Source organism: Streptacidiphilus sp. MAP12-33 (assembly GCF_041261265.1).
In the GTDB taxonomy this organism is placed as follows: domain Bacteria; phylum Actinomycetota; class Actinomycetes; order Streptomycetales; family Streptomycetaceae; genus Streptacidiphilus.
The window spans coordinates 1-1,335 of the sequence record NZ_JBGCCA010000086.1 but is presented as its reverse complement, the minus strand read 5'-3'; the positions used below and the strand labels follow the sequence as shown (position 1 = coordinate 1,335).

The 1,335-nt window shown below is 68.4% G+C and carries 1 pseudogene; it reads right to left on the bottom strand.

What is annotated here, in order from left to right:
• Positions 1–27 precede the first annotated feature (27 nt).
• Positions 28–1,279 (bottom strand): annotated as a pseudogene (locus ABH931_RS39635) (IS3 family transposase).
• Positions 1,280–1,335: the final 56 nt, after the last annotated feature.

Sequence of the window (1,335 nt, the reverse complement as noted above, 5' to 3'; positions counted from 1 at the left end):
TGAACCGCACCGGCTTGGTCGGAGACTCTAGGTTGTGAATGTGACCTGCGGTTTCGTGGCTGTCAGGTAGTAGGCGGCTTCGTATTCAGCAGGCGGGACGTGGCCTATCTCACCGTGGAGACGGCGGTGGTTGTACCAGTCCACCCACTCGGCGGTGGCGAGCTCGACCTCGGACAGCGTGCGCCAGGGCCGTTGGGGCTTGATCAGCTCGGTCTTGTACAGGCCGATCGTCGACTCCATGAGTGCGTTGTCCAGCGCGTCGCCGACCGAGCCGATGGAAGCGGCGATGCCGGCCCGGTCCAGGTGCTGGGCGAGCGCGAAAGAGGTGTATTGCGACCCCGCGTCCGAATGGTGCGTCAACTCGCCTGCCACCGGGCGTGTTCCGGAGCGGTCGCGCTGCCACAGGGCCATCTCCAGCGCGGCCAGGACGAGCTCGGTGTGCTTGGTGGTGGCCGCGGACCAGCCGACGATGCGGCGCGAGAAGGTGTCCACCACGAACGCGACGTAGACGGTGCCAGCCCAGGCCGCGACGTGGGTGAAGTCCGCGACCCAGGTCCGGTTCGGTGCCAGGGCGACGAAGCGCGTTCGACCAGGTCGGGTGCCCGCGCGGCGGCGGGGTCCGGCACGGTGGTGACGACCTTCCTGCCCCGCACCGCGCCGGTGATGCCCAGCTCCCGCATCAGCCGTTCCACGGTGCAACGGGCCACCGCGTGGCCCTGCGGGTTCAGTTCGCGCCAGACCTTCCGGGCGCCGTAAACACGGTAGTTGGCCTCGTGGACCTCGGTGATCAGCTCCCTGAGGCCAGCGTCGCGGACCTGCCGGGCGGACGGTGACGTCTGCCGCTTCTTGTGGGCGTAGTAGGTGGACGGGGCGATGCTGCAGTCGTGCTGGGCCAGCACGCGGCAGATCGGCTCGACGCCGCCGAAGCGGTCCCGGTGCTCGTCGATGAAGGCTACGAGCGCAGATGTGGCCGGTCGAGCTCGGCCGCGAAGAAACTCGCCGCGGCCTTGAGGATCTCGTTCGCCCTCTTCAACTCGGCGACCTCCTTCTTCAGGGCCTTGACCTGCGCGGACTCCTCGGTGGTCGTGCCCGGACGCTGCCCGGAGTCGACCTGGTCCCGCCGGACCCACTGCCGCACGGTCTCGGCCGATCCGACGCCGAGCTTGGACGCGACGGCCTTCATCGCGGCCCACTCGGTGTCGTAGTCCGGACGGACCTCAGCGACCATGCGCACCGCACGACGCCGCAGCTCAGCGGGGTAAGGGGAGGGACGTGCCATGACTCAATCCTCTCAGAGAATCGAGTCTCCATTCGAACCGGTGCGGTTCAGGATGC